Raw genomic sequence first — 24,401 nt, 5'->3', positions numbered from 1 at the left:
GAAGGTCTCAGGCGGTGCCCTGCGGGCGTGGGCTGCCGGACCAGTGGAGGAGGGCGAGGCTGGCGAGGGCCGCGAGGGCGCACCAGGTGGAGAGGAAGGCGAGGTGCCAGAGCAGGGCGCAGACGAGGGCGCCGATCCCGGTGAGCAGGCCGAGGCGGCGGAGCAGGCGATCGCCGCTGAGGAGGAGGGAACCGACGGTGGCGAGGAGGTACCCGGCGAGCAGGAGCGCGGCGTGCGGGACGCCGACGCCGTAGGCGAGAGTGTGGCCGTGGGCGGAGGCGCGGACGGGGTGGGCGGCGACGGCCACCGCGAGCGGGGCGGCCACGGCGAGGCCGAGCAGGGTGAGGGCCGCCGGGGCCCGGCGGTGGGCGGGGTCGGCCGCGCACCAGACCCCGGCGGGGACCAGGACGGGGAGCAGCGGGAGGGCGATCACGGCCCAGGTGGTGCGGGCCGCGCCGCCGAGGGCGTCCGGGAGTTGACCGTCCGTGCCCAGCCAGACCAGCGCCTCGATCAGCTGGTGCACGCCGAGGACGAGCGGTAGCGCGGCGAGTGGGAGGCGGCGCGGCTGCCCGCTGCGGTGGGCGCGGGCCAGGCAGAGCACCCCGATCCCGGCCACCACCCCGCCGGCCACCAGGTCCGCCTGCGCGCTCCAGCACATGGGAGGCCTACGCGCCGCGGCCGCCGCTGCGGTCGCTGCCGTCACTGCCGTTACTGCCGTCCGAGGAGCGGTCGGGGCGGCACGCGGGGTCGGGCTCGCCGGGGCGGTCGGCCGTGGGAGGGGGCATTGATGCGGTGCCGGGCGGTGGTGGGTCCTCCGGTGGGGCGCCGATGGATTCGAGGGTGTCGCGGACGGTCCCCGGCATGGCCGGGTGGCGGCCGAGGACGATGACGCCGATCACGATCGCGATCAGCCCGACGACCTGCCAGGCCAGTGCGCCGGGGGTGACGCGGAGGCGGTCGCCGAGGAAGCCGACGGCGCAGGCGATGCCGGAGAGCGGCTGGGCGGCCGTGAGCGCGGGCAGGGACATCCGCAGCGGCGCCGCCTCGAAGGCGCTCTGCACGAGCAGCAGCCCGACCACGCCCGCCGCCACCACCGCGTACGGCTGCCAGCTGCGCAGCACCGCGTCCAGCCCCTGGTGGTCGAGGCGCTGGGTGGTGGTGCGGGTGAGGGCGTCCTGGAGTCCGTAGAGGAGTCCGGCGGCGAGGGCGAGCAGGGTGGCCTCTTCGAACAGCGGCATCCGGCGGGCGAAGGAGACCAGCAGCACCGTCAGGCCGACCACGATCCCGACGACCAGCCAGTGCCGCAGCTCCCCGGCGGGCGCGCCGCCGCCGGTGGGCCGCCCGGCCACGATGAAGGCCGTCACCCCGAGCCCGAGCAGCAGCACCCCGGCCCAGCCGGAGCGGCCGAGGGTCTGACGGGTCAGCACCCGGGACAGCGCCATGGCGAAGAGCAGGTTGGTGGTGAGCAGCGGCTCGACGAGGGACACCTCGCCCTGGTTGAGGGCGAGGGCGGAGAGGATCAGTCCGCTGACCATGAACCCGGTGCCGAGCAGCCACTCGGGCATCCGCATCAGGTCGAGCAGCAGCCGCCACCGCAGCAGATCGGCACGGGGGGCCCGCTGCGCCGCGTGCTGCTGGAGGACGAAGCCGATGCCCAGGCAGCAGGCCGCGCCGAGGGCGAGGAGGAAGACCGCCACGGAGGGACCGCCAGGTTGTCGCTGCCGCGTCGGCCGGTCGGGGAGCCGGTCGGGGGTCGCGGCGTGCCTCCGTCAGCGTACCGCCGGGGCGCCGCCGGGGCCGGGCGGACGCGACCGAGGGTGACGGTCGGCGGCCCCGCCGGGCAGCGCTTGCCGGTGCGGGGGCGCCGGGCGCACGCTGGTGGGAGCGGCCGTCGCGGGCCGCCGCCCGTACAGGCGGCGCCAGGAGGTGTGGCATGCACAACCAATGGGATGTGGAGCTGAGCTTCGAGGAGGACGGCGTGCACACGGCGTGCGACGCCCGGCTGGTCGGCGCGCGGGCGCCGGGGCTGAGCGCGCACGGGGAGTCCGTGAAGAGCGCGGAGGACCGCCCTCTCGCCAGGATCGGCGAGGAGATGGCGGCCTCCCGCGCACTGGAGGAGCTGTCCCGCAAGCTGGCGGCCCAGGCCACCGGGGAGATCGACGACGAGGGCCGCCGACCCGACTACCTGATCTACTGAGCGGCCCGGCCCGCTGAACGACCTGAGCTGCCGAGGTCTACCGAACGATCAGCTCCAGGGGTTGGCCGGCTGGTCGTTGATGGCCGTCCAGAAGCGGGTGTCGGCCGGGAGCGTCCCGGAGGCCCAGAGCGACCAGCCCACGCCGTCGTGGAACTCGGCGATCCGCCAGCCGGTGCCGAAGGCCGCCGCGCAGAGGCCGTCGGCGGCCGCCCGGCTGGTGAGGTCCGTGCCCGCGACCGGGTCGGTGGCCGCGACCTCGCCGCCCGCCCAGCCTCCGTGGTGGTCGGTCGAGGAGGAGCGGGGCGGCGGCGGGCGAGAGTCTGCCAGGGACAAGTACCCTCCGGGTAGCGACAGTTGGCGCCCAGAGACCGTTTTCGGCCGTACGTCGACAACGAGTTCAGCCGCGCCACCACGGCGGGCGGATGACGTCGTCCGGGTCGACGGCGCAGTTGGTGCCGCTGACCACCTCGTGGGCCGGGACGTCCCAGCCGACCACGCCCGGTGCGGAGCGGTCGAGTTCGACCACCCGGGCTCGCTGCGGCCCCGAGCCGGTGTTGACGTCGCAGTGCAGCACGCTCGTCCAGGACCGGCCGTTGAGCGCGGCCGAGACGGCGAGGACGGGCAGGACGGTTGTCGCCAGCACCACGGCCACAATCCGGATCGCCGCGGCGGCCCGGGTCGGGAGCGTGGTCGCGGGCCGCCCGGTGCGGTGCCCGGTCTCGGCCGAGCGGCCGCCCGTCCGGTACTCCGTCACCACGCCGAGGCGCATCGCGTACCCGAGGACGCCCGTCGCCAGGCCCCACCCGAGGCCGTTGAAGGCCCCGACCACGATGCCCGCCGCTGCCGGGAGGATCGCCGCGGCGGCGGCCGTGGCCGCCGGGGCGCGGTCCCGGTGGCGGGCGGCTCCGCCGTGGGCGGCCTGGTAGGCGTAGGTGAAGTGGCAGGCGACGGCGGCCAGGACGAAGGCGAGCACCGGTTCGGCGAAGAACATCCCGATGACGACGTCGAGCCAGTTGGCCGGGCCCATCGCCAGCAGAGCGTCGCGGGCGGCGTCGCCCCCGCCGAGGGTCCAGGCGAGCTTGAGGACGGGGATCGTGAACACCACCGCCGAGGTCATCAGGTGCGCCGCGTTGGTCGAGGGCCCGGATTCCGCCGTGGATGAGCTCATCCGGCCACGCTACGGGCGCGGTCGGCGACCCACCGTCACGACACCGCTGCGCGACCGGCCGGTCAGAACCAGTCCTCGCCCGCGTGCGGCCCCGGGTGGCCCTCGTGGAGCAGGCAGAAGTCCGGGTCGGGGCCCGGGTGCGGCCCGAGGACGGGGCAGCGGGGGCCCAGCTCGACGAGGTACTCCGGCCAGGAGGCCCAGTACAGGTCGTAGCCGACGCCCTGGAGGAGCGCGGAGTGCCGGCCCCCGTGGTCGCGGGCGAGGTCGCAGCGCAGCCGGGGGCCGAGCAGGAACGCGCCGCGCGGGACGGTGTTGAAGTGGTCGACGTCCTCGCTCGGCAGCGCGACGAAGGAGGCGCACTGGCGGGTGCCGGAGAGCTGGTCGGATTGGCTCATGGCCGTCAGCATGGCAGCGGCCCCGCGCCCGGCAGGCCGGTTCGCGCCTTCTGTACGGGTCGTGCGGAAGCCTGTACGGGTCTGCACGGGCGTGTGCGGGCGTGTACGGGTCTGTGCGGACGGCGCTCACGGCGCGGCACTCACGCGGGCCCGAGGGACCAGCTGATCACCGAGAGCGTCGCCATCGAGACCAGCGTCGACCAGAGCACCGCGTCCCGGGCGAGGCCGGGGTTCTGCCCGTACTCGCGGGCGTAGGTGTACACGTTCTGCGCGGTGGGGAGCGCGGAGAACAGCACCACCGTGAGGAGCTGGTGCGGGGGCAGGTGCAGGACGGGCCCGGCGACGGCGAGGGCGGCCAGCGGCTGGACGAGGGTCTTGAGCGCGACGACGACGGCCGTCTCGGCCCGGTGCGAAAGGCCTTCCGCGGGCGGGCGGTTGTGCAGCGACATGCCCAGCGCGATCAGCGCCGTCGGCACCCCGGCCCCGCCGAGCAGCTCGGCGGAGCGGTGGAGCTCGGCGGGCAGGTGCAGTCCGGCGGCCGAGACGACGGCGCCGAGGGCGGTGGCCAGCAGGATCGGGTTGCGCACCGGCAGGGTGAGCAGGGCGCGGCGGCCGGCCGCGCCGCTGTCGAGGACGGCGAGCACGGCGGGGGTGACCAGCAGGATCTGGAACAGCACCACCGGTGCCACGAAGGAGGCGTCGCCGAGGACCTGCATCGTGACGGGTATGCCGAGGTTCGCCGAGTTGACGTACCCGGAGGCCATCGAGCCGATCGCGAGCTCGCCGGACTTGCGGTGGAACAGCAGGCGCCCGGCGAGGAGCCCGAGGCCCGTGGCGACGGCGGTGCCGGCGGCGAAGGCCAACATGGAGGCGTTGGCGAAGCGGTCCAGCGGGGTGCGGGCGATCATCAGGAACAGCGCGGCCGGCATCGCCACGTGGAAGACGAACCGGTTGAGCACCGTCTCCGCCTGCGGCCCCAGCAGCCCGGAGCGCCCGACCAGGTACCCGACCCCGGTGAGCGCCCAGATCGGGGCGAAGCCGGACAGCAGGGGATGCAGGGTGGGCATGGAATCCTCGGATCGCTCGGACGGACCGCCTGTGGTGGCGGGGATCGCCCGCCCGGGGCAGTCAATCAAGCGCCCGCTGACGGTCCGACACGGGCCCTACGATGGGGCGATGGACGACCGCTACCTGAACCTGACCGAGGTGGAGGCCCTCGCCCGCCGGGCCCACGAGGGCCAGGTGGACAAGAACGGCCACCCGTACGCCGAGCACATCGCGGCCGTGGCGGGCGGGACGGCGGCGCGCGGCGGCAGCGAGGCGCAGATCGCGGCGGGCTGGCTGCACGACAGCGTCGAGGACGACCGGCTGAGCCGGGAGTGGCTGGCCGGCGCCGCCCTGCCGGAGGAGACCAAGGCGATCGTGGACGCGCTCACCCGGCGCCCGGAGGAGCCGGTCGAGGAGTACACCGCGCGCATCCTGGCCACGCCGGGCGCGCTGCTGGTCAAGCGCGCCGACCTGGCGCACAACTCCGACCCCGTCCGCCTGGCGGCGTTGCCCCCGGCGACGGCCGAGCGGCTGGCGGCCAAGTACGCGCGGATGCGGGAGCTGCTGGGGCTGACCGGGGCGCTGTGAACGGGACGCTGTGAACGGGACGCTGTGACCTGGACGTTGTGACCGAGGAGCTGTGACCGAGGAGCTGTGACACGACCACGAGAGGGCCCGGACCGATGCGGTCCGGGCCCTCTCGGGTCACCTCGGAGGCCCCTGTCCGACCCCCGGGATGAGCGGGGAGTGGTCAGGTGAGCCGGTGGTGGGCCGGCTTAGTACCAGTGGTTGTTCTGCCAGAAGGACCAGGCGGCGTTCGGGCTGCCGTAGCGGGAGTTCATGTAGTCCAGCGCCCACTTGATCTGGGTGGACGGGTTGGTCTGCCAGTCCGAGCCGGCCGAGGCCATCTTGGAGCCCGGCAGCGCCTGGGCCAGGCCGTACGCGCCCGAGCTGGGGTTGGTCGCGGTCACGTTCCAGCCGGACTCGTGCGTGATGATCTGGCTGAACGAGGCCAGCTGGTCCGCCGGGACGATCTGCGCGGCGACGCTCTGCGGGGTGGCGGCGCTGGCGGCCGTGGCGGGCAGGACGCCGGCGCCGAGGGCGGTCAGGGCGGCGGTGCCGGCGAGAATCGCGGCGGAGGTACGCATACGGAGCTTGAAACTGGGCATGTAGAACAGGACCTCAATCGGGTTGGGCCGGGTCACGCCCCGCCCTGGACCGTGGCCGGACAGGGGCCATGACGGTCGCGGGGAGTGACTCGGCAGCAAGCCGTTCACCGGCGGGACAGGTGCCGGTGCGGCTGACGACGGAGCCATTGTTGCCAGAGGGGATCGGCGCCCGCCAAGACCCCCTCGTTACGACGCACCGTCGTACGCGCGGTGGCCGCCGTGGATTCGAAGGCCCGGTGATCGCGGAGCGCGTCGGCCTTGTCGGCGCTGAGCGGACGGGCCGTTTTCGGGTGCGCGGGGGCGGGCGGGTGCGGCGGGGCGGGGTTCCACTACCGGGCGTCGTGGACGCGATCGGCGTGTGAGCGCACTCACGGTTTGCGGCGCGGCTCCGTCACGCGGGGGTCGGCGGGCGGAACTGTGCGTGGGGTGTCCGGTGAGACCGGCGCCACAGGGGCGCCGGTCGTCACTGGGAGTCAGCGAGGGTCGCCGAGGCGGCGGTGGCGGGCGGCCCGGGCCGTGAGCCGGTCGGCCTCGGAGGCGCCCGCGAGCTCGGCGAGGGCGGCGCCGACGGCCGCGCCCAGCCTGGCGCAGAACTCCTCCGGCTCCCCGGCCGGGTCCGCCGGCTCCGGGACCACCTCGTCCACCAGCCCCACCTCGGCCAGGTGCCGCGCCCCGATGCCCTGGGAGCGGGCCAGCTCCGCCGCGTGCGCGCCGTCCCGGTGGACGATCGCCGAGGCGCCCTCGGGCGGCAGCGGCGCCAGCCAGGCGTGCTCGGCGGCGATCACCCGGTCCGCCGGGAGCAGGGCCAGGGCGCCGCCGCCCGAGCCCTGGCCGAGGAGCACGGCCAGGACGGGGGTGCGCAGGGCGAGCAGGGTGGTCAGGCAGTGCGCGATCTCCACCGCGATGCCCTCCAGCTCGGCCCCGGCGGACAGCTCCGCCCCGGAGGTGTCCACGACGGTGACCAGCGGCAGGCCCAGCTGCTCGGCCAGGCGCGCGGTACGGCGCACGGCCCGCAGGTCGGCGGCGGTGAACGGGCGCTCGTGCTCCGGGGTGCCGCGCTGCTGGCCGACGACCAGCACGGGGCGGCCGCCCAGCACGGCGAGCGCCCGCACCAGCGCGCCCGCGCGGCCGCCGGGGGCGTCCAGCAGCACCAGCTCGGTGGCGGTGCGGCGCAGCAGCTCGCGGGTGCCGGGGCGGTCGGGGCGGCGGGTGCGCCGGACGGAGTCCCAGGCGTCGGGGGTGCCCTGGGCCTCGACGGCGGGCACGCGGGTGGGGGAGGGCGGCGGCGTGGCGGAGAGGACGGCGAGGGTGCGGCGCAGCAGCTCGCGCAGCTCCTGCGGCGGGACGACGGCGTCCACCAGGCCGCGCCCGGCCAGGGTCTCCGCCCGCTGCACGTCCGGCGGCAGCTCCACGCCGCGCAGCTCCTCGTACACCCGGGGGCCGAGGAAGCCGAGGCGGGCGCCCGGCTCGGCGAGGACGAGCTGGCCGAGCGTGCCCCAGGAGGCGAAGACGCCGCCCATGGTGGGGTTGCGCAGATAGGTGAGGTAGGGGAGGCCGGCCGCCCGGTGGGCCTGGACGGCGGCGGTGATGCGCAGCATGCAGAGGAAGGCCGCCGACCCCTCCTGCATGCGGGTGCCGCCGGAGACGGGCAGGGCGAGCAGCGGCAGGCGCTCGGCGGTGGCGCGCTCCACGGCCCGGGTGATCCGCTCGGCCGTGGCCACGCCGATCGAGCCGCCGAGGAAGCCGAACTCGGAGGCGACCAGGGCGATCGGGCGGCCGTCGATCCGGCCGAGGCCGGTGAGGACGGCCTCGTCCAGGCCGGTGCGCTCGCGGGCCCGGGCGAGGGAGGCGGCGTACGCGGGGTCGGCGGGTGGGGCGGCGGGCGGTTCGTCCCAGCTCTCGAAGGCGCCCGGATCGACCAGCAGGCCGATCAGCTGGTGCGCGGTCAGGGACGTGCTCGCTGCTGCGCCCGTGCTCATGTCCACCCCGTCGGTGATCGTTCCGGTCCCGAGACGATCCGCAACTCTATGCGGCGCGGGTGGCGGTGGCCTGGAGGGCGGTGAAGGTGTGAGCAGGCCGACAGAAGGGCGTCGAGGGACGGGAACCGGCAGAAGTGCTTGTTCGATGACGGTCGACCCAAGGGGCGTGCGGACGGTTCGTGGACGGCTCCGGCGGAGGTGTCCGGAGGGTCGGGATACTGGTCAAGTCGCTGGTCAGGCAGGCGAGTTACCCGCCGGTTAATTGTTGTCGCGAGGCTTCCGGAGTTGTCCGTGGCTCGCCACACTGGTGGACATGACTCGCACTCTACGCGCGTGGAAGACCCGCGCTGCCGCCGTCGCCGCCGTCACCCTGATGACCCTCGCGCCCGTCGCCGTCGCGACCGACGCGCACGCCGACGTGAGCGGAACCGTCTGTCTGTCGACCCTCCCGCCCGAGGCCAACGACACCCTCAACCTGATCGCCACCGACGGGCCGTTCCCGTACTCCCAGGACGGCGTGGTCTTCCAGAACCGCGAGCACGTCCTGCCGAGCCAGTCCTACGGCTACTACCACGAGTACACCGTCATCACCCCGGGCTCCCCGACCCGTGGCGCCCGCCGCATCGTCACCGGGCAGGCCAGCCAGGAGGACTACTACACCGGCGACCACTACGCCACGTTCTCGCTCGTCGACCAGACCTGCTGACCCGCGGGTCGACCCCGTGAGCCCGTACGGCCCCGGCGTGCCTCGGCGCCGGGGCCGTACGGCGTCGCGCCCGGTGTCAGGGAGCCGTACGGAACGCCGGGCGCGGCGTCAGGGCGGTGTCAACGGGCGTGGCGGGGGCGGAGGGCGGCCGCTTTGCTGGGGGATCACGCCGGTCGTCGGGGCCGGTGGGGTCGGCGCGGCGGAGAGGCGGGGCGGGCGGCATGGACGAGGTGGACGCGGCTCAGGGCCGGTTCGTGGTCGGCGTCAGCGGCTCGCTCGGCAGCCTCGCGGCGCTCCACCACGCCGTCGCGCAGGCCCGCCGGGAGGACGTCGAGGTGCTCGCCGTCCTGTGCTGGACGCCGCCCACCGAGGAGATCGGCTACCGCCGCACCCCCTGCCCGCCCGTCCTCACCGCCGGGCGGGACGCCGCCGTCGCCCGCCTGCGCCGCGCCCTCGACGAGGCCTTCGCCGGGCGGTACGCGGGCGTGCGGCTGCGCTGCCAGGCGGTGCGCGGCGACGCCGGGCACACGCTGATCCGCTGCGCGGACCGTCCCGGTGACGTCCTCGTCCTGGGCGCGGGCCGCGACCGGGGCGCGCTGTCGCGGCTGCTGCGTCCGTCCGTCACCGCGTACTGCGTACGCCGCGCCACGTGCCCGGTCCTGACGGTGCCGCGCCCGGCGCTCCAGCGGGACCTGGAGGCCCTCGAACGCGGCCACGGGCTGCGGGAGTTGAGTACCGGCTCCTGAAGGGAACGGGAGAGCGCCTCCGTGGGCTGATTTCAGGAGTCGGCGGGGGAGCTGGTAGTGTTTCATCCGTCGCCAGGGAGAACATTCCTGGTCAGGCGTCAGTGGTACTACCAGAGTACGTCCCACTTTCAGTGGGGAGAGTCCGTGCGACCCGGGCCTGGCGCTCCAAGAAGTGAACGAGGTCCGGTGCCCTTGCGGGTGCCGGGCCTCGTTCGCGTTCCCCCGTGAGGCATCAGGACGACTGGCGGTCCGAGCCCAGTTCCCGGGAGATCCGCAGGCCGACCTGGGCGACCACCGGGCCGAGGGCACGGACCCGGGCGGCCGTCATCCGCGAGGTCAGGCCGGAGACGGAGAGCGCCGCCGTCACCTCGCCGGCGTGGTCGAAGATCGGGGCGGCGACGCAGCGCACCTCGGGCTCGTTCTCGCGGTCGTCGATCGAGTACCCCCGGGCGCGGATGCGGGCGAGGTCGGCGCGCAGCCGGGGCTCGTCCGCGATCGTCCAGGCGGTGACCGGGCGCAGGCCGGCCGCGACCACCTCGGTGACGGCCTCGTCCGGCAGCCAGGCCAGGATCGCCTTGCCCGTCGCCGTGCAGTACGCGGGGGCGCGGCTGCCGACCCGGGAGGCCATCCGGACGTTGGTCTCGTCCTCGACCTTGTCGAGGTAGACGATGCCGGGCGCCTGCCAGACGGTCAGGTGAACGGTCTCGCCCGCCTCGCGCTGGAGGCGGCGCAGGTGCTCGGCGGCGACGCTGCGCAGGTCGAGGGTGGACAGGTAGGCCTGGCCGAGCCGCAGGGAGCCGTGGCCGAGGCGGAACCAGCCGGTCTCCCGGTCGCGGTCGAGCAGGTGCTCGTCGAGCATCGGGCCGGTGAGTCTCAGCACGGTGCTCTTGTTGAGGTCGAGGGCCTCGGCGAGCTGGGCGAGCGGGACGCCCCGGCCGTCGCTGTGGTCGCGGACGTAGCCGAGGACGGCGAGCGCGCGGCGCAGCGAGGAGGACTGGTTGCGTTCGGTCGCGGGCTTCCTGGGCGCCGTGTCCGTCATGGGTCGGTCCGTTCCGTTGTCTCGAGATCGCGCAGAGCGGGCGGCGAGGGTGCGGGGGTACGGCAGAACGTACCCCTTCGCGGTCTCGGCGCCGCATCTTCGATACAACGTTGTGCAGTGCAAAACTTCGCGAACCCCCTCTTGTTGGGGTCGATCGTGCGCGCTTAACGTCCCTGCCACGAGCTGGCGACGCCGCCCACCCGACGTGCTTCGCCCTGTCGTACCCCCACCACTCACCCACCATCGGCCCCGGTCAGGGCCTGCTTCGACGTGCCCGGCCCCTGCGGCGCGCGTCTCGGCGGCAACTGTCGGGAGGGGAGGTCTCCACCCATGCGACTCACCGGACGGACCGCGATCGCCGCCCTGCTCGCCGCCGGCTGCCTGGCCGCCACCGCCTGCGCCCCCGGCACCGCCGCACCGGCCGCCGACAAGGCCGGCGACGACCGGACCGGCACGCTGCAGGTCTGGCTCTTCAACGAGGCGGGCAACGCGGCCAAGGAGGCCGTGATCGCCAAGGCCGTCACCGAGTTCCAGTCCTCCCACCAGGGCGTCACCGTCAACGTCAGCTACATCGACACCGACGCCGCCGCCCGCGCCGCCAAGATGAAGGGCGCGTTCAACGACCCCAACAGCGCCCCCGACCTGGTCGAGTTCGGCAACACCGACTTGCCCGGCTACGTCGCCGCCGGCGGCCTGGCCGAGATCGGCGCCCAGCTCGACACGTGGAAGGACAAGGCCGACCTCGACCCGGTGATCGCCAAGACCGCCGTGGTCGACGGGAAGACGTACGGCCTGCCCTGGTGGGTCGCCGTCCGGGCGCTGTACTACCGCACCGACCTGTTCACCGAGGCCGGGCTCAACCCGCCCACCTCGTACGCCGAGCTGGTCGCCGCCACCCAGAAGATCCACGGCGCGCACCAGGACACCTTCGGCATCGCCGTCGGCGGCAAGTACACCTTCGGCGCGCTCCCGTTCGTCTGGGACGCGGGCGGCGACATTGCCACCAAGGACGGCGCCACGTTCAAGGCCGCCATCGACTCGCCCGCCTCCCAGGCCGGCGTCAAGCGCTACACCGACCTGTTCGGCGCGGACGGCTGCCCCGCCCAGCAGTGCGCGGACCTCACCGGCGGCAAGACCGTCGACCTGTTCGCGGCCGGCAAGTCGGCGATGGCGATCCTGCCCAACTCCAGCCGCAGCAAGGTGGACGCGGGGCCCGTCAAGGGCAAGTACGGCGTGGTGCCGCTGCCCGGCGAGAAGGCCGGCTCGATCGCGCCCGCCTTCGCCGGCGGCAACAACCTCGGCGTGATGAAGGCGGCCAAGCACCGCACGCTGGCCGTCGAGTTCGCCGAACTGCTGGCGAGCCCCTCGTACCAGGGCCAGATGTACGACGCGATGGGCAACCTGCCGACGCTCAAGTCCGTCAGCGGGCAGGTCGCGGCCAAGGACGCGTTCCTCAAGCCGTTCACCGACACCATCGCGGCCGGGACGAGGTTCGTGCCGCTGGACCAGGCCTGGGCGCAGATCGACGCGCAGTCGGTGATCCCGACCATGCTCCAGCAGGTCGTCACCGGCAAGGCCGACGTCGCCAAGGCCTCGGGCGACGCGGCGACGCAGATCAACTCGGCCTTCGCCGCCCACTGATCGGGGAACGACGCGAGAAGAGAGCAGGTCCCGCACGTGTCCGTACCCACCACGACCGCCCCGACGGCGCCGCCTTCCTCCCGCGGGCGCCGTGGGGGTGAGGCGCCGGCCGCTCCCCCGGGCGGCCGGCGCCGCCGGCCACCGCTGCTGCTGCTCCTGCCGGCCGCGGTCATCCTGATCCCGCTGGTCGCCTACCCGATCTACCAGCTCGGACTGCTGTCCGTCCTGGACTTCGGGCAGGCGCAGGCCTCCGGGGGTGCGCCGACCTCCTTCGTCGGCTTCGGGAACTACAGCAGGATCCTGGAGGACGACCAGTTCTGGACGGTCCTCGTCCAGACCATCGGTTTCGCCGCGTTCTGCGTGGTCGCCACCCTGGCCGTCGGCGCCACCCTCGCGGTGCTGCTCACCAAGGTCGGCCGCTGGCCCCGGCTGCTGCTGACCACGGCGGCGATGGCCGCCTGGGCGGCGCCGGCGATGACCGGCTCGACGGTGTGGAGCTTCCTGTTCGACACCAACCTGGGCCTGGTCAACCACACGCTGGAGCGGATCGGCCTCAGCGGCTTCCACGAGTTCAACTGGTTCTACGACAAGTGGACGGCGTTCCTGATCGTCGGCGCCGTGGTGGTCTGGCACTCCTTCCCGTTCGTGATGGTCACCCTCTACGCGGGCATCCGGGCCATCCCGGAGGAGGTCCTGGAGGCCGCCGCCCTGGACGGCGCCGGCACCTGGACCACCTTCCGCCGGATCATCGCGCCGATGCTGCGGCCGATCCTGACCATCGTGGTGATCCAGTCCGTGATCTGGGACTTCAAGGTCTTCACCCAGATCTACGTGATGACCTCGGGCGGCGGCATCGCCGGCCAGAACCTCGTGCTCAACGTGTACGCGTACCAGAAGGCGTTCGCCTCCTCGCAGTACGGGCTGGGCGCGGCGATCGGCGTGATCATGCTGCTGATCCTGGTGATCCCGACCGCCTTGTACATCCGCACCCTGCGACGGACGGGGAACGAGCTGTGAACTCCCGTAGCCGGTGGCGCCTCGCCGCCAACTCCTCCGCGATCGTCGTGGCCCTGGTCACCGCCTTCCCGATCTTCTGGATGGTGCTCTCGGCCTTCAAGCCCAAGGGCGAGGTGCAGTCGCTGGACCCGAAGCCGTGGACCTCGCACCCGACGCTGGAGAGCTTCCGGCAGGTGCTCAGCGTGGACGGCTTCGGCCGGTACTTCCTCAACAGCGTGGTCGTCGCGCTGTCGGTGGTCGTGCTCTCGGCGGTGGTCGTCTTCCTGGCGGCGGTGGCCGTGACCAGGTTCAGGTTCCGGTTCCGGACCACGATCATGGTGATGTTCCTGATCGCCCAGATGATCCCGGTCGAGGCGATGACCATCCCGCTGTTCTTCATGTTCCGCGACGCCGGGCAGTTCGCCCCGGGCATCGGGCTGAACACCCTGGCCTCGCTGGTGCTGGTGCAGCTGGCGTTCTCGCTGCCGTTCGGCATCTGGATGATGCGCGGGTTCGTCGCCGCCGTGCCGGTCTCCATCGAGGAGGCGGCGCAGATCGACGGGGCCAGCCGTACGCGCATCCTGTGGCGCATCCTGCTGCCGCTGGTGGCGCCCGGGCTGGCGGCGACCAGTGTGTTCTCCTTCATCGCGGCCTGGAACGACTTCGTCTTCGCGAAGACGTTCATCATCAGCGCGACCCAGAACCAGACGCTGCCCTCGGCGCTGCTGGTGTTCTTCAAGCCGGACGAGAACGACTGGGGCGGCATCATGGCGGCGTCCACGCTGATGACGGTGCCGGTGCTGATCTTCTTCATCGCGGTGCAGCGCAAGCTCGTGTCGGGGCTGGCGGGAGCGGTGAAGGACTGACGGACTGATGGACTGACGGACGGGCTTCGGGCCCTCGGACAGGTTCAGGCCACCCCCTGCGGGCGGAACTGGATGCTGATCCGGGGGCCCACCGGCCGTGCGGTCTTGGGGACGGCGTGGTCCCAGGTGCGCTGGCAGGAGCCGCCCATCACCACCAGGTCCCCGTGGCCGAGCGGGCGGCGGACGACCGCCGCGCCGCCGGACCTCGGGCGCAGGGCGAGGACGCGGGGCTCGCCGACGGAGAGGATCGCCACCATGGTGTCCACGCGGGCGCCGCGGCCGATCCGGTCGCCGTGCCAGGCGACGCTGTCGCGGCCGTCGCGGTAGTAGCAGAGGCCGAGGGTGCGGAAGGGTTCGCGCAGTTCGGGGGCGTAGTGGCGGCTCAGGGCGAGCCGGGCCTCGCCGAGGACGGGGTGCGGGGGCTCGGCGTCGGCCGGGTAGGAGGCCAGCAGGCGCGGGACGTCGACCGTTCGGTCGTACATCTCGCGCCTTTCGGCGCGCCAGGGGACCTCGGCGGCCAGCTGCTCGAACAGCTGGTCGGCGCCGTGGAGCCAGCCGGGCAGGACGTCCAGCCAGGCGCCGTCGCCGAGGTGCGTCCGGCGCGGGCCGGCGAGCGGGCCGGTGAGTGGGCCGCTGAGCGGGCCCAGGTGGATGCCGGTGGCGCTCGGGGAGTCGTCGAACAGCGAGGGCTGGAGGTGGACGGTGCCGTGCATGGGGCCAGCGTACGCCTGTAATCGAACAGGTGCTCGAACATGGCGACGGCGCACTCGGGCATTGTGATGCAAGGCTGAATCTTGGATTGAGACTTTGATTTGAAGGCCTGTTGCGAGTATGGGAGTGTTATCGCAGAGACTGGATCGGTTGGGCATCGGAAGGCCCGGGAAGCGAAGGATCATGTCGGACGTCGCGCGCGTCATCGTCGGAGTCAGCGGCTCGCTGCACAGCCTCACCGCCCTGCACCGGGCGGCCGAGGAGGCGCGGGCCCGGGGAGCCGTGCTGGTGCCGGTGCTGGCCTGGACGCCGGTGGGCGGCGAGCGCAACTACCGGGCGCGGCCCTGCCCGTCGCTGCTGCGCGCCTGGCAGCAGGCGGCCGGCGCCCGGCTCGGCGGCGCGCTGGAGGAGGCGTTCGGCGGGCTGCCGATCGGCGTGCCGATGGAGCCGATGGTGATGCGCGGCGAGCCCGCCGAGGTGCTGACCGCCCTGGCGGACCGGCCCGGGGACCTCTTGGTGATCAGCACCGGGCGGCAGGGCCTGGTGCGCGGCACGGCGCACCGGCTGCTGCGCGGCTCGGTGCGGCGGCGCTGCCTGAACCGGGCGCGCTGCGGCGTGCTGGTCGTGCCGCCGTCCACGCTGCACGCCGATCTGCGGGCGCTGCACCGGGACGGCGTCGACCTGCGGGAACTGGTCGCGGCCTGACGATCCGTCAGGCGGTGTGTACCGTCCGGCCGTTCACGATCGTCCGCAGCGGCCTGAGGTCGTGCAGCTCCTCGGCCGGGAGGTCCAGGGGGTCGGCCGGCCAGAGCGTGAGGTCCGCCAGGGCGCCCGGCCGAAGGCAGCCGCGCAGGCCGCTCTCCCCGGTCAGGCGGGCGGCGTTGACGGTGTGCAGGGCGATCGCCTCCTCGCGGGAGATCGCGTGCCCGGCGCCGAGGACCCCGGCCGTGGTGCCGCGGGTGGTCATGCCCCAGACCGAGAGCATCGCGCCGTAGGGGCCGATCGGGAAGTCCGAGCCGGCGGAGAGGTCGGCGCCCTCGTCCAGCCACTCGCGCAGCGGGAACACGGCGGTGGTGCGCTCCTCGCCCCAGGCGCGCTGGAGGGTGAGCGCGCCGTCGTGCAGCAGCGGGTGCTGGACCGTCACCGGGATGCCGAGGGCGACGGCCCGGGCGCGCTGGTCGGCGCGGGCGAGGCCGCCGTGCTCGACCACCAGGGTGCCGGGTGCGAGGTTCGGGCGGCGCTTGAGGACCTCCTCGAAGACGTCCAGCAGGACGCGCAGCCCCCGGTCGCCCCAGGCGTGCACGCCGACCCGCCAGCCGCGGGCGACCACCCGGTCCACGGCGGTGACCAGGTCGTCCGGCTCCCACAGGAGGCGGCCGTGGTAGCAGGGCTGCCCCTCGTAGTGCTCCTCCAGGGCGCCCGCCTCGAAGCCGCCGTCGATGCCGAACTTGACGCCCCACAGGGCCAGTTGACCGTCGTCCTTGCCCGCCGCGCGCCAGGCGTCCATCCGGTCGAGCAGGGCGTCGACCTCCTCGGGCGTCCGGGTGGCGAAGCCGGAGACCAGGGCGCGGACCCGTACGGAGAGGGCGCCCTCGGCGCGGGCCGCGTCCAGGACGTCCAGGTCCTCGACCGGGACCATGCAGTCGCGGACGGTGCCGACGCCCGTGGAGGCGTACGCGGCGGAGGCCGCCCGCAGGCCCTCGATCCGCTCGGCGAGGCCGGGGCGCGGCAGTACCCGCTCGACCGGCTCGATCGCCCGGTTGATCAGGCGGCCGGTCAGCCGGCCCCGGGCGTCGCGCTCGATCACGCCGCCCTCCGGCTGCTCCGACTCCTCGGTGATCCCGGCCAGGCGCAGCGCGGGCGAGTTGAGCACCATGTTGTAGCCGCCCCGGCGCACCAGCACCGGGTGGTCGGTGGTGACGGCGTCCAACTCCTCGGTGGTGGGCATCCGTTGCTCGGCCAGCAGCACCTCCTGCCAGTTCACCGTGGTGAAGATCCACTCCCCGGCGGGGGTGCGGGCGGCGCGCTCGCGGATCAGGTCGAGGAACCCGGCGAGGTCGCGCGCCCGGTGGACGGGGACGCCGTGGACGCTGTGGCCGGCCAGGATCAGATGGGTGTGGGTGTCGTCGAAGGCGGGCAGGACGGTGGCCTCCGGGGCGTCCACCACCTCGGTGCCGGGCCCGATCAGGGCGTCCAGGCCGTCGGGGTCGGCGGCGAGGGCGGTGATCCGGCCGCCGGTGACGGCGACCGCCCGCCGCGGGGGCTCGCCGGGGGTGAGGGTGTGCACGGCGGCGGCGCGGATCAGCAGGTCGGCCTGCTCGGGCCGGTCGGTCATGGAGACTCCTGAGGGTGGGGCGGTCCGGTGACCTTCTGGACGTACCGGAGGCTCGGCTCGGCCAGCCCGTCGTGCAGCTCGGTGAAGACGGCGCGGGCGGCGCCGGCGTTCCAGCCCTCGGGCAGCAGCGGTTCGGGCAGTCCCGGGTCCAGGTAGGGGAGCCGGCGCCACTGGGTGAGCATCGGCACGTAGGCGCGGAACGCCTCGGCCTCACTCCGGCCGGGCAGCGCCCGGGCGACCGGCCGCCAGGCGTCGGCGAAGGCGGCGTACTGGGCCTCGATGGCCGGGAGGTCCCACCAACTCGCCACCGCCGTACGGAGATCGGCGAATCCGGCGTACTCGGCGGAGAGGAACAGATGGACGTACGGGCTGAGGCCGAGGCGCTCCAGCAGGCGCCGGGCGTCCGGCAGCAGCCGGGCGGGCGCCAGCCAGACACCGGGGGCGGCGTTGCCGAAGCCGAGCCAGCTCAGGCGGGAGCGCAGCTGGTGGCGCTGGGCGCGGGCGGACTCGGGGACGGAGAAGACGGCGACCACCCAGCCGTCGGCCGGGTCGGCGGGCTCCAGGCTGCGGAAGATCCGGCGGTCGCCCTCTTCGAAGACCGGCTCCATCGCCGGGGCGAGGCGGTAGCCGGTGGCCTCGCGGCGCTCCTGGAGGAGGGTGCCGGCCTTCTTCAGCCGGGACATGGCCGAGCGGACGGCGGGGCCGTCGACGTCCAGCTCGGCCATCAGGGCGATGAGGTCGGCGATCGAGATCCAGCCGCCCAGGCGGCGCACGAACTCGCCGTAGACGGTGTGGATCAGCGAGCTGGGGCGGGGCTGCGGCGCGTCCTGCGGCATGCGTGGGCCCTCCTCCCCGTGGTCCCGGTGATCATAAACCGAACGTGAATCAGGCGTACGCGCCGGAGAGCAGCCGGCCCGCGCCGGGGGCGAAGGCGGGCAGGCCGAGGGCGCGCAGCAGTTGGTGGGCGGTGCAGATCGAGGCCGAGACGACCGGTTTGCCGAGGAGCTGTTCGGCCTCCTCCACGGCGGACAGGGAGGGGAGTTGGACGCAGGCGGAGAGCACCACGGCGTCGGCGCCGGTGTGGGCGAGGCCCTGGGCGATGCCGGGCAGCTTGGCGGGGTCGTGCGCGGCCACGTCCAGGTTGTCGGCGATCTCCAGGGCGGCGTGGTCGATCACCTCGATGCCCTCCTCGGCGAGGTAGCCGACGACCGTACGGGCGAGCGGGCGCAGGTAGGGGGTGACCATGGCGACCCTGCGGGCGCCGAGGGTGTGCAGTCCGGCGACGAGGGCTCCCGCGCTGGTGACCACGGGTGCGGCGGCGCCGTTGTCGACGGTGCGCCGGTGCAGCCGCCGTTCGGCCTCGCGGTGGTAGCCGGGGCCGGTGGCCATCACGGCGACGAGGCAGGCGTAGCCGAGCACGTCCACCCTGGCGTCGGAGAGCTCGACGGCGCAGCGGTCCGACTCGGCGTCCATGGCGCGCAGTTGCTCGGGGGTGACCCTGGTCATCCGCATCCGGCTGGAGTGGAAGGTGAAGCGCTCGGGGGCGACGGCCTCGCGGGCGCGCAGCAGGGCGGGGACCTCGGTCTCCATGGTGACGTTGGAGCTGGGGACGATCTGGCCGATGCGGTAGGCGGGCGGCATGGCGGGGCTTCCCTTCGGCTGGGTGCGGACCGGGCGGTCTCGGCGGTCGGTCTCGGCGGTCGGTCTCAGCGGGCGTCGATCACGGGGTTGGCGAGGGTGCCGATGCGCTCGATCGTCGCCGCGACCACGTCCCCCGGCTGGAGGAACTGCTGCGGGACCATGCCCGCACCGACGCCGGAGGGGGAGCCGGTGGCGATCACGTCGCCGGGCTCCAGGGTCATCCCGGAGGAGATGTCGGCGATCAGCCGGGCGACGGGGAAGAGCATGTGGCGGGTGTTGGAGCTCTGGCGCGTCTCGCCGTTGACGGTGAGCGAGAGGTCGAGGCCCTGCGGGTCGGGGATCTCGTCGGCGGTGACCACGACGGGGCCGAAGGGGGCGTAGCCGTCCTGGCCCTTGGAGAAGAACCACTGGCCGGAGCGGCGCTGGTCGCGGGCGCTGATGTCGTTGACGATGCTGTAGCCGAAGACGTGCCGCAGGGCGTCGGCCTCGGTGACCCGGTGGGCGGGTTCGCCGATCACCACGGCGAGTTCGCACTCCCAGTCGAGCTGCTCGGTGAGGTCGGCGTTGTGGGGGATCGGGCCGCCGGGGCCGGTGACGGCGGTGGAGGGCTTGCCGAACAGGACGGGGCGGTCGGGGAGTTCGCGTCCGGTGTCCAGGGTGCGGTGCGATTCGGCCACGTGCTCCACGTAGTTGAGGCCGACGCCGACGATCTTTCCGGGGCGCAGCGGGGCGAGGAGCGACACCTCGGCGAGCGGACGGGTCGGCGGGGAGGCGGCGAGCAGCTCCCGGGCGGTGGCCAGGGCGGGCCGTCCGGCGCGGATCAACCCGAGGAGGTCGGGCGGGAGTTCGGCCCCGGCGGCCCGGGCGAGGGCGGTCAGGTCGGCGAGGCGGTCGGTGCCGGTCCGGGCACCGAGGCGCGGGGTGTCGTCGCCGTCGGCGAGGAAGGTGAGCAGGTCCATCGGGGGGTTCCTAACCGGTCGTGGTCTGGCGGCCGTCGGGGTGGGCCTCCTCGCGGTACAGGCCGAGGGAGTGCATCACCGGGAAGTCGTGGAAGGAGAACAGGCAGGCGTCCTCGCCCCGGTCGAGGTTCTCGTGCTCGTGCCAGGCCCAGGCGGGGACGACGAAGACGTCCCCGCGGGTCCACTCGAAGCGCTGCCCGGCGATCACCGAGACGCCGTGCCCCTGGGCGGCCGTGTAGGCCACCGAGCCGGTGTGCCGGTGGGCGAGGGTGGCCTGGCCGGGGCGCAGCAGTTGCAGGTGGGCGCCCATGGTCGGCATCACCGGGCCGCCGGTGACGGGGTTGGTGTACTCCATGATCACGCCGTCGTAGGGCGAGCCCTCGCTCGCGCGGGCGAGGCTGCGCAGCGCCTCGTAGCTGGGCTCCCAGGGCCAGCCGAGCAGCGGCGAGTAGGGGCGGGTCCACTTCTCGACGCCGTACGGGAGCAGGTTGCCGCCGTGGCTGAGCAGCGAGGAGTTCACCACCGGCCCGGGGCGCTGGTAGAGGTCGGGGTGGACCTCGTAGAAGTTGGCGTCCAGGGTGTTGACCAGCGGGATGTCCAGGCCGTCCTGCCAGATGACCGGCTCGTCCTCGGACTCGTTGCCGTGCTCGTGCCAGGTGCCGTTGGGGGTGATGGCGAAGTCGCGCGGGCCGACCTTGAGCTTCTGGCCGTCCACGACCGTCCAGGCGCCGACGCCCTCGTGGACGAAGCGCAGGGCGGCGGCCTGGTGGCGGTGCGCCGTCATCGCCTCGCCGGGGCCCATGATCTGCAGGCCGGTGTACAACAGGCCGACGGCGGCGCTGAGTTCGCGGCGGCCGGGGTTGACGAGCATCACCACCCGGCGCCCGGCGTCGTCGGCCTTCACCAGGGGCAGGGCCTTGCGGACCAGGGGGCGCAGGTCGGTGTAGCGCCAGAGCACGGGGACGGACTTCGGCTGTGGGTACCAGGGCTCGATCTCGTTGGCGACCGTCCACAGGGCGCCGGCCTGGTGCTCGGCCAACTCCTCGTAGTAGGCGAGGAGTTCGGGGCTCTCGCCGACGCGGGCCCGGCCGATCCGGTCGTCGTCGAACGGTGACGTGCTGCTCATGACTGCTCCTCGGGGAACACCAGGGGCCGCAGCGGGCGGTCGTCCACGTGCAGCCGGAAGACGTCGAAGCGGTTGTAGTGGCCGACGATGTCGTGCATCTGCTTGGGCTGGACGCAGCGGCCGAGGTCGATCTCGGCGTAGACGATGCCCTCCTCGTCCACCAGCGGCTCCGTGACCGGGCGGCCGTCCGGGCCGAAGACTCCGGACAACGCGGAGCGGGGGCGGGCGAGTTGCTTGCGCAGCTGCGGGTCGTCACCGGCGATCAGGTCGGCGATCTCGGGGGAGATCCTGGAGCAGGAGACCACCGTGAACAGCTTGCCCTCGAAGCAGTGGGCCGCCGTGCGCAGGGTGATGGCCTCCGCCATGTCGTAGTCCTCGGGGCCCACCGGCAGGGCGATGTAGCAGGCGGCGTGGACGAGTTCGCCCTGCGCCATCAGGGTGAAGCGGGCCAGCGGGTTGGTGTTCTCGCCGCAGGCCAGGGCGCCGAGCGGGCCGACGCTCGTGCGGTGGACGCGCAGGGTGCTGCCGTCGCCCTGGGTCCAGGTGAGCTTTTCGGCCCAGGTCGGGACGAGTTTGCGGTGGGCGGCGAGGAGCCGGCCGTCGTCGCCGATGATCAGCAGGGTGTTGTAGAGCACCCCGAGGCTGTTCCGGCCGCGCTCGTTGACGCCGATCACCACGACCACCCCGGCCCGGCGGGCGGCGGCGCACAGGGCGTCGGTGTACGGGCCCGGCACGTCCACGGAGGCGCGGTAGAGGCGCTCGTACCAGGGCGAGCCCTGGACGGGGTTCATCGTCCAGTTCCAGTACGGGTACCCGGGGACGAAGACCTCGGGGAGGACGACGAGGGAGGCGCCGCCCCGGGCGGCCTCGTGGACGAGGGAGACGGCCTTGTCGACGGTGGCCGCCGGGTCGAGGTAGACGGGGCAGGCCTGGACGGCGGCGGCGGTGAAGCGGGGGAGGTCCAGCACGGTGCGCTCACTCCTCGGGTGCGGTCGGGTGCCAGCGGCGGTGGACGGGCGGGGCGGGCTCGCGCAGCAGGTGCAGGCGCGGGGGGACGCGGTCGGCGCCCGGGCCGGGCGGCTTGCGGCTGCCCGCCGCCCAGGGGCGGGGCCAGGGCGCGGCCGGGCCGCGGTAGCCCTGCTCGGCGGCGGCGTGCAGCGTCCACAGCGGGTCGTACAGGTGGGCGCGGCCGACGGCGACGAGGTCGGCGCGCCCGGCCAGCAGGACGGAGTTGGCGTCCTCGTGACTGGAGATCGCGCCGACGGCGACGGTCGGCAGGCCGGTGGCGGCGCGGACCAGCTCGGCGAAGGGCGTCTGGTAGCCGCGCCCGTACGGGGGCCGCTGGTGTGCGACGACCTCGCCGGTGGAGACGTCCACCGCGTCCGCCCCGGCCTCGCCGAGGGCGCGGCAGATCGCCACGGCCTCGGCCTCGGTGGTGCCGCCGGGGGCCCAGTCGCTCGCGGAGACCCGCACCAGCAGGGGCCGCCCGGCGGGCCAGGCGGCGCGGACGGCGGCGAGGACCTCCAGCGGCAGCCGCAGGCGGTGGGCGAGGGGGCCGCCGTAGCGGTCGGTGCGGCGGTTGGTGAGCGGGGAGAGGAAGGAGGAGAGCAGGTGGCCGTGGCCGAACTGGAGCTCCAGCACGTCGAATCCGGAGCGGGCGGCGCGTTCGGCGGAGGCCGCGAAGTCCGCTGTGACGGCGGCGAGTTGGTCGGAGGTGGCGGCCTGCGGGGTGGCGTACCCGTCGGCCCAGGGCAGGGGGGAGGGGGCGAGCAGCGGCCATCCCCCGGGCAGGGGGAGGCCGATGCCGTCCGGGCCGGGAGGGGCGGTGGCGCCGCGGCGGCCCGCGTGGGTGAGCTGGAGGCCGAGCGGGGTGTCGCTCACCTCCCGTACGGCGGTGAGGAGTTCGCGCCAGGCGGCCTCCTGGTGGTCGTTCCAGAGGCCGGGGCAGTGGTCGGTGGCCCGGCCTGCGGGGGTGACGGCCGTGAGCCCGGCGATCACCAGGGCGGCGCCGCCGAGGGCGAGCCCGGTCAGCTGGGCCCGGTCGAAGGCGCTGGGCAGCGCGTCCGGCGAGGTGAAGGTGGCCAGCGGCGGCACGACCACGCGATTGCGCAGCTCCAGAGCGCCCAGTTTCAGCGGCCGGAACATCGGCGGCACCCCGGGCGTGCCGCCGACGGCGGCCTCCACCGCGTCGACGAAGGCCCGGTCGCGCTCGCGCAGGTTGGCGTGGGTGACGCGGCGGCTGCGGGTCAGCAGGTTGAAGGCGAACTGGTCGGCGCCCTGGCCGGTGCGCCGCCCGACCGTCTCGAACCACTCCAGGCTGGCCTGCGCGGCGCGCTGGGTGGACTCCACGACGGGCCGGCGCTCCGCCTCGTACGCCTCCAACGCCCGCTCCAGGTCGGCCTGTTCGGCGAGGGAGGCGGCCAGGGCGAGGGCGTCCTCCAGGGCGAGCTTGGTGCCGGATCCGATCGAGAAGTGCGCGGAGTGCGCGGCGTCGCCGAGCAGCACCACGTTGCGGTGGTGCCAGCGGGCGTTGCGCACGGTGGTGAAGCGGATCCAGCGGGAGGCGCTGGGGATCAGCCGGTGGCCGTCGAGGTGCGGGGCGAGCAGCTCGGCGCAGCGCGCCACGCTCGCCGTGTCGCTCTCGCCGCGCGCCAACTCCCGTGTGGCCAGGGCCTCGAAGCCCGCGCGGCGCCAGTCCTCCTCGGCGAGTTCGACGATGAAGGTCGAGCGGTCGGCGCTGTACGGGTAGGCGTGGACCTGGACGGTGCCGAAGTCGAAGCGCTCCACGATGAAGGTGAAGGCCTCCAGCGGGAGGTCGGTGGCCAGCCAGATGTAGCGGCTGCGCCGCTCGTCCAGCTCGGGGCGGAAGGCCTCGGCGAGGGCGGCCCGGGTCGCGGAGTGGATGCCGTCGGCGGCCACCACCAGGTCGTAGGCGGCGGCGAGTTCGGCGACGGGCGGGGCGGGCGTGCGGTAGCGGACGTCGACGGCCAGCTCCGCGCAGCGGTCCTGGAGGATGGCGCGCAGCCGGTTGCGGTCCAGGGCGGCGAAGCCGTGCCCGCCGCTGGTGCGCACCGTGCCCGCGTAGCGGACGTCGATGTCGCTCCAGCGCGCGAACTCGGCGCCGATGGCGGCGAAGACGCGGGGATCGGCCCGGGCGATGCCGTCCAGCGTCTCGTCGGAGAACACCACGCCGAAGCCGGACTCGGCCTCCCGGGCCTCCCGTTCGAAGACGACGACCTCCCGGGACGGGTCCAACTGGCGGGCCAGCGCGGCGAAGTAGAGCCCGCCGGGGCCCGCGCCGATCACCGCGACGCGCGTCACCGCAGCACCTCCTCGGCCTGCGGCCCGGCCTCGGACAGGGCCCGGCGCACGGGCTCGGGCCAGGGCTCGGCGCCCTTGCCGTGCGGGGAGGCGTGCACCACCGACATCCGCCCGGCGGCGGCCAGGCCGTTCGGGCCGTGCACCTCGAAGGCGTAGTGCAGCGAGGCACCGCCGACCCGGACCACCCGCAGCTCGGTGCGCACGACGTCCCCGAACCAGAGGCGCTCGCGGTAGTCCGCCTCGAAGTGCACCCGGGGGATGCGGCCGAACAGCTCCGCCAGGCCCAGGCGGCGCAGCAGCGTGGCCTCGGCGGCCTCGGCCCAGCGCTGGACGGCGGAGAAGTGGTAGTGCCCGGCGGC

24 protein-coding genes and 2 pseudogenes are annotated in these 24,401 nt (G+C 74.2%); 8 read left to right on the top strand and 18 right to left on the bottom strand.

The window, feature by feature from the left end; all coding sequences use genetic code 11:
* Positions 1–7 precede the first annotated feature (7 nt).
* Both ACIRRS_RS20180 and ACIRRS_RS20175 read right to left on the bottom strand, forming a co-directional pair.
* Positions 8–658, bottom strand: a complete 651-nt coding sequence (locus ACIRRS_RS20180) for a DUF6629 family protein (protein WP_402972427.1) — start codon at positions 656–658, stop codon at positions 8–10.
* 199 nt (positions 659–857) lie between these two features.
* Positions 858–1,697 (bottom strand): annotated as a pseudogene (locus tag ACIRRS_RS20175) (DMT family transporter); the annotation flags it as partial.
* A 236-nt stretch (positions 1,698–1,933) separates the two neighbouring features.
* Between ACIRRS_RS20175 and ACIRRS_RS20170 the strand changes: the two are divergent.
* Positions 1,934–2,197 carry a dsRBD fold-containing protein gene (locus ACIRRS_RS20170; protein WP_402972425.1) on the top strand — a complete coding sequence of 88 codons (264 nt, stop codon included), beginning with the start codon at positions 1,934–1,936 and terminating at the stop codon, positions 2,195–2,197.
* 48 nt (positions 2,198–2,245) lie between these two features.
* Here ACIRRS_RS20170 and ACIRRS_RS20165 read toward each other — a convergent pair whose 3' ends face one another.
* From ACIRRS_RS20165 to ACIRRS_RS20150, 4 genes are all read right to left on the bottom strand, one after another.
* Positions 2,246–2,530 carry a hypothetical protein gene (locus ACIRRS_RS20165; RefSeq protein ID WP_402972423.1) on the bottom strand — a complete coding sequence of 95 codons (285 nt, stop codon included), beginning with the start codon at positions 2,528–2,530 and terminating at the stop codon, positions 2,246–2,248.
* Positions 2,531–2,594: 64 nt separating this feature from the next.
* Positions 2,595–3,365, bottom strand: coding sequence for a hypothetical protein (locus ACIRRS_RS20160; protein ID WP_402972422.1), 771 nt, complete (start codon positions 3,363–3,365; stop codon positions 2,595–2,597).
* Positions 3,366–3,427: 62 nt separating this feature from the next.
* Positions 3,428–3,760 carry a hypothetical protein gene (locus ACIRRS_RS20155; protein WP_402972420.1) on the bottom strand — a complete coding sequence of 111 codons (333 nt, stop codon included), beginning with the start codon at positions 3,758–3,760 and terminating at the stop codon, positions 3,428–3,430.
* A 140-nt stretch (positions 3,761–3,900) separates the two neighbouring features.
* Positions 3,901–4,827 (bottom strand): AEC family transporter, encoded by a 927-nt coding sequence (locus ACIRRS_RS20150; protein WP_402972418.1) that lies wholly within the window; start codon positions 4,825–4,827, stop codon positions 3,901–3,903.
* Positions 4,828–4,936: 109 nt separating this feature from the next.
* Between ACIRRS_RS20150 and ACIRRS_RS20145 the strand changes: the two genes are divergently transcribed.
* On the top strand, positions 4,937–5,395 hold the full coding sequence (locus ACIRRS_RS20145; protein WP_402972416.1) for an HD domain-containing protein: 459 nt from the start codon (positions 4,937–4,939) through the stop codon (positions 5,393–5,395).
* A 188-nt stretch (positions 5,396–5,583) separates the two neighbouring features.
* Here ACIRRS_RS20145 and ACIRRS_RS20140 read toward each other — a convergent pair whose 3' ends face one another.
* Together ACIRRS_RS20140 and ACIRRS_RS20135 are read right to left on the bottom strand one after the other, a co-directional pair.
* Positions 5,584–5,955: a transglycosylase SLT domain-containing protein gene (locus ACIRRS_RS20140; RefSeq protein WP_402972415.1), complete on the bottom strand. Its 372-nt coding sequence runs from the start codon at positions 5,953–5,955 to the stop codon at positions 5,584–5,586.
* A gap of 494 nt (positions 5,956–6,449) precedes the next feature.
* Positions 6,450–7,955, bottom strand: a complete 1,506-nt coding sequence (locus ACIRRS_RS20135) for a carboxyl transferase domain-containing protein (protein WP_402972413.1) — start codon at positions 7,953–7,955, stop codon at positions 6,450–6,452.
* A gap of 313 nt (positions 7,956–8,268) precedes the next feature.
* Between ACIRRS_RS20135 and ACIRRS_RS20130 the strand changes: the two genes are divergently transcribed.
* Positions 8,269–8,661, top strand: a complete 393-nt coding sequence (locus ACIRRS_RS20130) for a ribonuclease (protein WP_402972411.1) — start codon at positions 8,269–8,271, stop codon at positions 8,659–8,661.
* Between the two features lie 221 nt (positions 8,662–8,882).
* Positions 8,883–9,407 (top strand): universal stress protein, encoded by a 525-nt coding sequence (locus ACIRRS_RS20125; RefSeq protein ID WP_402972409.1) that lies wholly within the window; start codon positions 8,883–8,885, stop codon positions 9,405–9,407.
* 232 nt (positions 9,408–9,639) lie between these two features.
* On the opposite strand, the gene ACIRRS_RS20120 is transcribed toward ACIRRS_RS20125, so the two are convergent.
* The gene (locus ACIRRS_RS20120) at positions 9,640–10,446 is read right to left on the bottom strand and encodes an IclR family transcriptional regulator (protein WP_402972407.1); all 807 of its coding nucleotides are present in this window, start codon (positions 10,444–10,446) and stop codon (positions 9,640–9,642) included.
* A gap of 330 nt (positions 10,447–10,776) precedes the next feature.
* Between ACIRRS_RS20120 and ACIRRS_RS20115 the strand changes: the two genes are divergently transcribed.
* Genes ACIRRS_RS20115 through ACIRRS_RS20105 form a run of 3 tightly spaced genes read left to right on the top strand, consistent with a single transcriptional unit; the run spans position 10,777 to position 13,949 of the window.
* Positions 10,777–12,087 (top strand): extracellular solute-binding protein, encoded by a 1,311-nt coding sequence (locus ACIRRS_RS20115; protein ID WP_402972405.1) that lies wholly within the window; start codon positions 10,777–10,779, stop codon positions 12,085–12,087.
* A 36-nt stretch (positions 12,088–12,123) separates the two neighbouring features.
* On the top strand, positions 12,124–13,104 hold the full coding sequence (locus ACIRRS_RS20110; protein ID WP_402972403.1) for a carbohydrate ABC transporter permease: 981 nt from the start codon (positions 12,124–12,126) through the stop codon (positions 13,102–13,104).
* A complete protein-coding gene (locus tag ACIRRS_RS20105) occupies positions 13,101–13,949 on the top strand; it encodes a carbohydrate ABC transporter permease (protein WP_402972401.1) in 849 nt (282 codons plus the stop codon). The genes ACIRRS_RS20110 and ACIRRS_RS20105 overlap by 4 nt, the downstream gene beginning before the upstream one ends.
* Before the next feature lie 44 nt (positions 13,950–13,993).
* On the opposite strand, the gene ACIRRS_RS20100 is transcribed toward ACIRRS_RS20105, so the two are convergent.
* Positions 13,994–14,662 (bottom strand): alpha-ketoglutarate-dependent dioxygenase AlkB, encoded by a 669-nt coding sequence (locus tag ACIRRS_RS20100; protein ID WP_402972399.1) that lies wholly within the window; start codon positions 14,660–14,662, stop codon positions 13,994–13,996.
* A gap of 181 nt (positions 14,663–14,843) precedes the next feature.
* Between ACIRRS_RS20100 and ACIRRS_RS20095 the strand changes: the two genes are divergently transcribed.
* Complete coding sequence (locus ACIRRS_RS20095) at positions 14,844–15,365, top strand: universal stress protein (protein ID WP_402972398.1); 522 nt, start codon at positions 14,844–14,846, stop codon at positions 15,363–15,365.
* A gap of 7 nt (positions 15,366–15,372) precedes the next feature.
* On the opposite strand, the gene ACIRRS_RS20090 is transcribed toward ACIRRS_RS20095, so the two are convergent.
* The 8 genes and pseudogenes from ACIRRS_RS20090 to ACIRRS_RS20055 form a co-directional block, all read right to left on the bottom strand.
* Positions 15,373–16,995, bottom strand: coding sequence for an amidohydrolase (locus ACIRRS_RS20090; RefSeq protein ID WP_402972396.1), 1,623 nt, complete (start codon positions 16,993–16,995; stop codon positions 15,373–15,375).
* Entirely contained in the window at positions 16,992–17,831 is an 840-nt protein-coding gene (locus tag ACIRRS_RS20085; protein ID WP_402972394.1) for a PaaX family transcriptional regulator C-terminal domain-containing protein, read from the bottom strand. The genes ACIRRS_RS20090 and ACIRRS_RS20085 overlap by 4 nt, the downstream gene beginning before the upstream one ends.
* A gap of 49 nt (positions 17,832–17,880) precedes the next feature.
* A complete protein-coding gene (locus ACIRRS_RS20080; protein WP_402972393.1) occupies positions 17,881–18,636 on the bottom strand; it encodes an Asp/Glu racemase in 756 nt (251 codons plus the stop codon).
* 65 nt (positions 18,637–18,701) lie between these two features.
* A complete protein-coding gene (locus tag ACIRRS_RS20075; protein ID WP_402972391.1) occupies positions 18,702–19,595 on the bottom strand; it encodes a fumarylacetoacetate hydrolase family protein in 894 nt (297 codons plus the stop codon).
* Positions 19,596–19,605: 10 nt separating this feature from the next.
* A complete protein-coding gene (locus ACIRRS_RS20070) occupies positions 19,606–20,721 on the bottom strand; it encodes a cupin domain-containing protein (RefSeq protein WP_402972389.1) in 1,116 nt (371 codons plus the stop codon).
* Positions 20,718–21,689, bottom strand: a complete 972-nt coding sequence (locus ACIRRS_RS20065) for a carbon-nitrogen hydrolase family protein (RefSeq protein ID WP_402972387.1) — start codon at positions 21,687–21,689, stop codon at positions 20,718–20,720. Before ACIRRS_RS20065 ends, ACIRRS_RS20070 begins: the two co-directional genes overlap by 4 nt.
* A gap of 7 nt (positions 21,690–21,696) precedes the next feature.
* Positions 21,697–24,042 carry an FAD-dependent monooxygenase gene (locus ACIRRS_RS20060; protein ID WP_402972385.1) on the bottom strand — a complete coding sequence of 782 codons (2,346 nt, stop codon included), beginning with the start codon at positions 24,040–24,042 and terminating at the stop codon, positions 21,697–21,699.
* Positions 24,039–24,362 (bottom strand): annotated as a pseudogene (locus ACIRRS_RS20055) (acyl-CoA thioesterase); the annotation flags it as partial. The pseudogene ACIRRS_RS20055 and the gene ACIRRS_RS20060, both read right to left, overlap by 4 nt.
* Positions 24,363–24,401 lie beyond the last annotated feature (39 nt).

It is taken from the genome of Kitasatospora sp. NPDC101183 (genome assembly GCF_044767945.1).
Lineage (GTDB): Bacteria > Actinomycetota > Actinomycetes > Streptomycetales > Streptomycetaceae > Kitasatospora.
This window is presented reverse-complemented; position numbering and strand designations above follow the sequence as displayed.

What these genes read in the sequence shown, in the direction of transcription:
- ACIRRS_RS20180 (WP_402972427.1), bottom strand. Translation starts at nt 658, where the DNA reads ATGTGCTGGAGCGCGCAGGCGGACCTGGTGGCCGGCGGGGTGGTGGCC.
- ACIRRS_RS20170 (WP_402972425.1), top strand. Translation starts at nt 1,934, where the DNA reads ATGCACAACCAATGGGATGTGGAGCTGAGCTTCGAGGAGGACGGCGTG.
- ACIRRS_RS20160 (WP_402972422.1), bottom strand. Translation starts at nt 3,365, where the DNA reads ATGAGCTCATCCACGGCGGAATCCGGGCCCTCGACCAACGCGGCGCAC.
- ACIRRS_RS20155 (WP_402972420.1), bottom strand. Translation starts at nt 3,760, where the DNA reads ATGAGCCAATCCGACCAGCTCTCCGGCACCCGCCAGTGCGCCTCCTTC.
- ACIRRS_RS20150 (WP_402972418.1), bottom strand. Translation starts at nt 4,827, where the DNA reads ATGCCCACCCTGCATCCCCTGCTGTCCGGCTTCGCCCCGATCTGGGCG.
- ACIRRS_RS20145 (WP_402972416.1), top strand. Translation starts at nt 4,937, where the DNA reads ATGGACGACCGCTACCTGAACCTGACCGAGGTGGAGGCCCTCGCCCGC.
- ACIRRS_RS20140 (WP_402972415.1), bottom strand. Translation starts at nt 5,955, where the DNA reads ATGCGTACCTCCGCCGCGATTCTCGCCGGCACCGCCGCCCTGACCGCC.
- ACIRRS_RS20135 (WP_402972413.1), bottom strand. Translation starts at nt 7,955, where the DNA reads ATGAGCACGGGCGCAGCAGCGAGCACGTCCCTGACCGCGCACCAGCTG.
- ACIRRS_RS20130 (WP_402972411.1), top strand. Translation starts at nt 8,269, where the DNA reads ATGACTCGCACTCTACGCGCGTGGAAGACCCGCGCTGCCGCCGTCGCC.
- ACIRRS_RS20125 (WP_402972409.1), top strand. Translation starts at nt 8,883, where the DNA reads ATGGACGAGGTGGACGCGGCTCAGGGCCGGTTCGTGGTCGGCGTCAGC.
- ACIRRS_RS20120 (WP_402972407.1), bottom strand. Translation starts at nt 10,446, where the DNA reads ATGACGGACACGGCGCCCAGGAAGCCCGCGACCGAACGCAACCAGTCC.
- ACIRRS_RS20115 (WP_402972405.1), top strand. Translation starts at nt 10,777, where the DNA reads ATGCGACTCACCGGACGGACCGCGATCGCCGCCCTGCTCGCCGCCGGC.
- ACIRRS_RS20100 (WP_402972399.1), bottom strand. Translation starts at nt 14,662, where the DNA reads ATGCACGGCACCGTCCACCTCCAGCCCTCGCTGTTCGACGACTCCCCG.
- ACIRRS_RS20095 (WP_402972398.1), top strand. Translation starts at nt 14,844, where the DNA reads ATGTCGGACGTCGCGCGCGTCATCGTCGGAGTCAGCGGCTCGCTGCAC.
- ACIRRS_RS20090 (WP_402972396.1), bottom strand. Translation starts at nt 16,995, where the DNA reads ATGACCGACCGGCCCGAGCAGGCCGACCTGCTGATCCGCGCCGCCGCC.
- ACIRRS_RS20085 (WP_402972394.1), bottom strand. Translation starts at nt 17,831, where the DNA reads ATGCCGCAGGACGCGCCGCAGCCCCGCCCCAGCTCGCTGATCCACACC.
- ACIRRS_RS20080 (WP_402972393.1), bottom strand. Translation starts at nt 18,636, where the DNA reads ATGCCGCCCGCCTACCGCATCGGCCAGATCGTCCCCAGCTCCAACGTC.
- ACIRRS_RS20075 (WP_402972391.1), bottom strand. Translation starts at nt 19,595, where the DNA reads ATGGACCTGCTCACCTTCCTCGCCGACGGCGACGACACCCCGCGCCTC.
- ACIRRS_RS20070 (WP_402972389.1), bottom strand. Translation starts at nt 20,721, where the DNA reads ATGAGCAGCACGTCACCGTTCGACGACGACCGGATCGGCCGGGCCCGC.